Here is a 6,000-nt window from a genome sequence, read left to right as displayed (position 1 = left end):
ATTTAAGTCTGTGGGATAAGACTTTCGTGCCATAAGCAATTACGTAAATACACTGCATATCAGGTATTTTAATTCTTGCCGTCATCCCCTCCTACTCGCCTTTAGATTTACTTTATAAATAGCCTCTTATTACGTCTGATGTCTGATGATTTATTAGATTTCTTGCGTGAAGCTAAAGTTTTTATCAGCGATAGTCATCCTCAAGAAGCAAAAGCAATTGTTAAAAGGGCGGAACAGTTATCTACAAACATCTTTAAACATTTCGATTTAAGAGGACAATCATCAGAAAAAAATGCCAAGTCCTATGCAAATTATCAAACTTTACAAGCTTTAGTGAAAGCTGTCTCTAGGCCTCAGTGTTCTTTATTGCCATCTTTAGATAATGATGCCCTAGAGATACCTGATAGTCTAACTTGTATAGGCCCTTTCTGGATAGAAGATTGGAGCGATCGCAAAACTGAAGAAATATTTAGTTTTGAAGCGTGGAAATCCGATATTAAACAAAATAGTAGTCGTCTTTTAGGCTGTCTCCAAGAAATTGCTGAAAGCAAGAAATTCAAATTTCCCTCAAAACTCAAACGTCCAGCTAACGAACTGTATAAACTATTGAGTCGGGAACAAGAAGGATTTGTGATTGAATCTTCCACAATTCAAGCGTTGAAAACCAGAAATATAGTGATTGGTTTACCTCTAGACTATCCCCATTTCTGGAATGAACAATCAGAAGATGACACCCGTCAACAAGTATTACAAGATCCGCAAGCTTGGAGAAGTGCGCTAGGGCGTTCTCTAACTCCTCAGGGCTTAGTCATACCTGTCATACCTCACTATCGAACATTTCCTTGGGTAGCTGTGGCAGGTAGACGGATTTTTACACAATTAGAAACAGTTTTTAGCGATCGCTATTTTATGGCATCCAATGAACTCAATCTTCTCAATACCATTCTGCTAGAAGATGAAGCAGAGTAAAATTCTTAGACAATTGAGAAGAGTTGATTTTAGGAGCAAGCTTCTGTCTTTACAATTTATCAATGTCCCCCCAGCTAATTCTCAACCCCCCGTTGGCTTAATTGTCGCTTTGCACGGTTGGGGTGCAAATGCTGAGGATGTCGCATCTTTATTACCTTATTTCCAGTTACCGAATTACCAGTTTGTGTTTCCCAATGCACCATATCCTCATCCTTATTCTTCTGTGGGTAAGGCTTGGTATGACTTGCGAAATGAGAATATGTATCAAGGTTTATCCGAAAGTCGCCAATTACTCACCGACTTTTTGCAATCTTTAGAAAGCAGCACTGGCGTACCTTTATCGCGGACGATTTTGTGTGGGTTTTCTCAAGGTGGGGCGATGACTTTAGAAGTGGGGTTAAAGTTGCCCTTAGCTGGTTTAACTGTAATGAGTGGGTATTTACATCCTGATGCTGTACCTACAGAACAGCAGAAAATTCCGCCGACTTTAGTTATGCACGGTACTCAAGATGAAGTTGTGCCATTGCAAGCAGCTATCAGAACGCGGGAAACCTTGCAGTCTCTGGGTTTTACTGTAGATTACCGGGAATTTGAGGCGGGGCATGAAATTAATCTGCAAATGTTAGAGGCGTTACGAAATTTTGTTTTAACGACAATTGCGTAGCCTTAAATACAAATTTTTTACAATTATGGTAAAAATCATGCAAATTTTTACGAAAGAAATGCCGTCTAATGAGTAATATAGATTGGGTGGTTGCGTCAAGCGCAACTTTACCCAAGCTGGATGCAAATGCTGCATAAGGGAGGGGCAAGCATTATGAAGACTCTAGGCATTTCCAGAAATGAAATAGCTGCCATGACCGCAGCAGATGTGGAAGATTTAGCTACTCGTCTGGAACTTGATAATTATAGCAATGCTTTTGAAGGTTTGAACGATTGGCATCTACTCCGAGCGATCGCCTTTCAGCGTCCAGAATTAGTTGAACCCTATATCTACCTCTTAGATTTAGAACCTTACGATGAAGCTTAGATAAAGTCTAAAGTATGAAGTATGAAATTAATTTCAGCCTTCATATTTTTTTCTGATGTCTAATCTTCAGTCTTCCAGCGAAAATCGCAACAACAGGGTTCTTGTTTGTGTAGGCGGCGGTATCGCCGCCTATAAAGTTTGTGAGGTGGTTTCGACGCTGTTTAAAGGTGGGGTGGAAGTTCGCGTAATTCTCACCCGTTCAGCGCAAGAATTTATTACACCTCTGACTTTAGCTACCCTCTCCCGTCATCCAGCCTATACAGATGATGATTTTTGGCAACCAACTCACTCTCGTCCGTTGCATATTGAGTTGGGCGAATGGGCAGATTTAATTGTAATTGCACCTTTAACAGCAAATACGTTAGCGAAGTTAACCTACGGGATGGCGGATAATTTGCTGACGAATACGGTGTTAGCTTCGACTTGTCCTGTATTGTTAGCCCCAGCGATGAATACGGATATGTGGGAACAGTTGACGGTGCAGCGTAATTGGCAGCAGTTGTTAACAGACAGCCGTTATCATGGGATGAGTACAGCATCAGGTTTACTGGCGTGCGATCGCATCGGTGCTGGTAGAATGGCGGAACCAGCAGAAATCGTCACCCGCGTTCAATCTTTGTTACATACTGGCGGTAAGCGAGATTTAATCGGTAAACGCATATTAATTAGTGCTGGGGGAACGCGAGAGTATCTCGACCCAGTAAGATTTATTGGTAATCCTTCTACGGGTAAGATGGGTTTGGCGTTGGCACAAGCCGCTTTGCATCGTGGTGCAAATGTGACTTTAGTACATGGTGTAGCTAGTTGGGATGTACCTTTGGGTGTGCAAGGTATACCTGTGATTTCAGCCGAGGAAATGCAGCAGGTAATGTTGGAATATTTACCGAATGCTGATGTAATTGTGATGTCGGCAGCTGTAGCTGATGTCAAGCCTAAAGATTATAGTACCGAGAAATTGCCTAAGCGATCGCTCCCCCAAGCTTTACCTCTAGAACCTGTACCTGATATTGTTGCCCAATTAGCACAACTCAAACAACCACATCAGTTATTAATTGGTTTTGCTGCACAGTCGGGAAATATCATCACTCCTGCAAAGGAAAAATTGCAGAATAAGAAATTAGATGTGATTGTTGCTAATCCTATAGATCAACCAGATAGTGGTTTTGGGAGTAACAACAATCAAGCCATATTCTTAGATGGGCAGAATCATCAATTAGAAATTGCCCATTGTTCTAAGTTGGAAATGGCGCATCATCTCTTTGATTTTGTGATGAGTCGAGATGCTTGATGATGTTTCTCCAATTAATAATGGAGAACAAGAATTTTATTTTCTCGCGCAAAGGCGCAAAGGCGCAAAGAAGAAGAGAAAGTGTGCTGGTTGAGAGGCAGTTATTTTTTGGAGTGAATTACTTGTAAACTCCCGCCTGCATATAATTGCGTCCTCTCTACTTTGAAGCCAATTTCCTTTAATAACTCTGGTAAATCAGTTTTGATTAACTCCCAAGCTGTTTCTGTTTCAAATAATAGTAAAAACACTGAGACACCAGGCCAAAATATGGGATTGTTTGGTGCATGAAAATCTACTAATGTAAAAACTCCGCCTGGTTTTAGGACTCGATAAACTTCTTGCAGAATTTGTCGTAATTGTGCAGCGTGCATTTCATGTAATGCGGCGCTGGTATGTACCACATCAAAAGAATTCTCGGCAAAGGGTATATTTTCGGCAAAGGCTTCTATATATGAGGCTTCAGGAACATTTTGTCTTGCCCTTTGCAAAGATTTTGGTGAGGCATCTAATCCTGTTACATTTTGTGACATTTTTACTAAAAATTCTGTAGATTGCCCACTGCCACAACACAAATCTAATACCTGAGTATCTGAATGAATTGTTAAGCCTTGTAAGGCAAGTTGGCGAAAACGGCTTTCTCCACCGACGCTGATAGCTGCTACGCGGGAAATAGCATCATATAACCATTGATAGCGGTAACTTAAATCTCGTAAAATTGTGGCCATTGCACCGTTCCTGACTGTTAAGCTTTATATTTAATAAAGATATATTGTTAACATTAGTAAAAAATCTGAAAAGGTTGGGGGAAAATAACTGCTATGGGTCGTGTAGGCGTTTTATTACTCAATCTCGGTGGCCCCGATAAATTAGAGGACGTAGGGCCATTCTTGTACAATTTATTTTCTGATCCCGAAATCATTCGCCTACCATTTCGCTGGTTGCAAAGACCCCTAGCTTGGTTTATTGCGTCGCGGCGCGTGAAGACATCTCAAGAAAATTATAAGCAAATTGGTGGTGGTTCTCCCTTGCGGCGAATTACCGAAGCCCAAGGCGAAGCTTTAAGGGAACAGTTGAGTGATTTGGGTAAAGAGGCTAACATCTATGTGGGTATGCGATATTGGCATCCTTACACAGAAGAAGCGATCGCCCAACTTACCCAAGATGAAATTGATAAGCTGGTAATTCTGCCTCTTTATCCGCAATTTTCTATCAGTACCAGTGGTTCTAGCTTCCGGTTATTAGAAAAACTTTGGCAAGAAGACCCTAAACTGCAAAATCTTGAATACACTGTCATTCCTTCTTGGTATAAACAGCGCAACTACCTCAAAGCAATGGCGGAACTCATCGCCCAGGAAATAGACCAATTTCCTAACCCTAATGATGTGCATATCTTCTTTAGCGCCCACGGTGTACCCAAAAGCTACGTGGAAGAAGCAGGCGACCCCTATCAACAAGAAATTGAGGAATGCACATATTTAATTATGCAGACCCTCAACCGTCCGAATGCTCACACTTTGGCTTATCAAAGCCGTGTCGGCCCTGTAGAATGGCTACAACCCTATACAGAAGATGCGTTGAAGGAATTAGGCGCACAAGGTGTACAAGATATCGTGGTTGTACCCATCAGTTTTGTCTCTGAACACATCGAGACACTGCAAGAAATTGATATTGAATATCGAGAAATCGCTGAAGAAGCGGGAATTCACAACTTCCGTCGCGCACCTGCACCTAATACTCACCCAGTATTTATTCGCGCCTTGGCTGATTTAGTCATTGAAGCACTGGAACAACCCAACTTCAAGCTATCACAAGCAGCCCAAATGAAAAAAAGGGTGAAGATGTATCCCCCAGAAAGTTGGGAATGGGGTATGACTACCAGTGCGGAAGTTTGGAATGGTCGAATTGCGATGTTAGGTTTTATTGCCTTAATTATTGAGTTAGTGACTGGTCATGGTTTATTACACATGATTGGACTGTTGCAATAAAAAAGGGGTTAGGGGCTAAAAAGGAGTATTTTTTAAGTAAATTTCAGAATGAATTTATGAAAGTCTTTTAATCCCTAAACCCCATTCCCTACTCACCATTCCCGACTTACTATGTTTAAAACATTAGTTTTCTACGGTTCCTACAGGAGCGATCGCCAGGGCATCAAAGCTGCTAAATTCATAATTGATCAACTCCAGCAAAGAAACCATGAGGTAATTTTTGTTGATGCTAAGGAATATGACTTTGGCATCTTAGACAGGATGTATAAGGAGTATGATCCTGGTCAGGCTCCCGCAAAGATGACAGAACTGGCAGAACATATCCGCACAGCCGATGGTTTTGTTGTGATTACTGGAGAATACAATCATTCCATTCAGCCAGGGTTGAGTAATCTGATGGATCATTATCTGGAAGAATACTATTTTCGTCCGGCTGGGATTGTTTCTTACTCAGCTGGTGGCTTTGGTGGAGTCCGCGCCGCTATACAGTTACGCTCGTTTCTAGGGGAGATGGGAATGGTAACTATTTCAACTATGTTTGCCATTTCTAAAATTGGCAACTCTTTAGATGAAGCAGGTACCCCCCAAGACGCAAGTTTGACTAAGAGATTTGGTCAATTTTTAGATGAATTGGAATGGTACGAAGAAGCATTGCAACGCCAACGCCGAGAAAAAGGAACTCCATACTAATTGAGTCATTTTCACTATCTACTCACCATTCACCCAAT

Annotated in this window: 7 protein-coding genes; 6 read left to right on the top strand and 1 reads right to left on the bottom strand. The window is 41.4% G+C overall.

Annotation, left to right across the window (positions count from 1 at the left end):
- Positions 1-138: 138 nt before the first annotated feature.
- The 4 genes from H6G75_RS20380 to coaBC all read left to right on the top strand — a co-directional run bounded on the left by H6G75_RS20380 (position 139) and on the right by coaBC (position 3,287).
- Positions 139-969 carry a hypothetical protein gene (locus H6G75_RS20380; RefSeq protein WP_190981804.1) on the top strand — a complete coding sequence of 277 codons (831 nt, stop codon included), beginning with the start codon at positions 139-141 and terminating at the stop codon, positions 967-969.
- Positions 956-1,633, top strand: a complete 678-nt coding sequence (locus H6G75_RS20375; RefSeq protein ID WP_242051591.1) for an alpha/beta hydrolase — start codon at positions 956-958, stop codon at positions 1,631-1,633. The genes H6G75_RS20380 and H6G75_RS20375 overlap by 14 nt, the downstream gene beginning before the upstream one ends.
- Before the next feature lie 153 nt (positions 1,634-1,786).
- Positions 1,787-1,999 carry a DUF2555 domain-containing protein gene (locus H6G75_RS20370; RefSeq protein WP_062297109.1) on the top strand — a complete coding sequence of 71 codons (213 nt, stop codon included), beginning with the start codon at positions 1,787-1,789 and terminating at the stop codon, positions 1,997-1,999.
- A gap of 55 nt (positions 2,000-2,054) precedes the next feature.
- Positions 2,055-3,287: a bifunctional phosphopantothenoylcysteine decarboxylase/phosphopantothenate--cysteine ligase CoaBC gene (gene coaBC / locus H6G75_RS20365; protein WP_190981803.1), complete on the top strand. Its 1,233-nt coding sequence runs from the start codon at positions 2,055-2,057 to the stop codon at positions 3,285-3,287.
- A 101-nt stretch (positions 3,288-3,388) separates the two neighbouring features.
- On the opposite strand, the gene H6G75_RS20360 is transcribed toward coaBC, so the two are convergent.
- Positions 3,389-4,012, bottom strand: coding sequence for a class I SAM-dependent methyltransferase (locus H6G75_RS20360; RefSeq protein ID WP_190981802.1), 624 nt, complete (start codon positions 4,010-4,012; stop codon positions 3,389-3,391).
- Between the two features lie 93 nt (positions 4,013-4,105).
- Here H6G75_RS20360 and hemH point away from each other — a divergent pair, with 93 nt between their 5' ends.
- Entirely contained in the window at positions 4,106-5,272 is a 1,167-nt protein-coding gene (hemH, locus tag H6G75_RS20355) for a ferrochelatase (protein ID WP_190981801.1), read from the top strand.
- Positions 5,273-5,383: 111 nt separating this feature from the next.
- Positions 5,384-5,962, top strand: coding sequence for an NADPH-dependent FMN reductase (locus tag H6G75_RS20350; RefSeq protein WP_190981800.1), 579 nt, complete (start codon positions 5,384-5,386; stop codon positions 5,960-5,962).
- The last annotated feature ends 38 nt before the right edge of the window (positions 5,963-6,000 follow it).

Source organism: Nostoc sp. FACHB-280 (genome assembly GCF_014697615.1).
Lineage (GTDB): Bacteria > Cyanobacteriota > Cyanobacteriia > Cyanobacteriales > Nostocaceae > Nostoc_B.
Note: the sequence above shows the minus strand (reverse complement) of the source record. Positions and strands in the feature narration are given on the sequence as shown.

Excerpts from the sequence above, each read along its gene's own strand:
- H6G75_RS20380 (WP_190981804.1), top strand. The coding sequence starts at position 139 with ATGTCTGATGATTTATTAGATTTCTTGCGTGAAGCTAAAGTTTTTATC.
- H6G75_RS20375 (WP_242051591.1), top strand. The coding sequence starts at position 956 with ATGAAGCAGAGTAAAATTCTTAGACAATTGAGAAGAGTTGATTTTAGG.
- H6G75_RS20370 (WP_062297109.1), top strand. The coding sequence starts at position 1,787 with ATGAAGACTCTAGGCATTTCCAGAAATGAAATAGCTGCCATGACCGCA.
- coaBC (WP_190981803.1), top strand. The coding sequence starts at position 2,055 with ATGTCTAATCTTCAGTCTTCCAGCGAAAATCGCAACAACAGGGTTCTT.
- H6G75_RS20360 (WP_190981802.1), bottom strand. The coding sequence starts at position 4,012 with ATGGCCACAATTTTACGAGATTTAAGTTACCGCTATCAATGGTTATAT.
- hemH (WP_190981801.1), top strand. The coding sequence starts at position 4,106 with ATGGGTCGTGTAGGCGTTTTATTACTCAATCTCGGTGGCCCCGATAAA.
- H6G75_RS20350 (WP_190981800.1), top strand. The coding sequence starts at position 5,384 with ATGTTTAAAACATTAGTTTTCTACGGTTCCTACAGGAGCGATCGCCAG.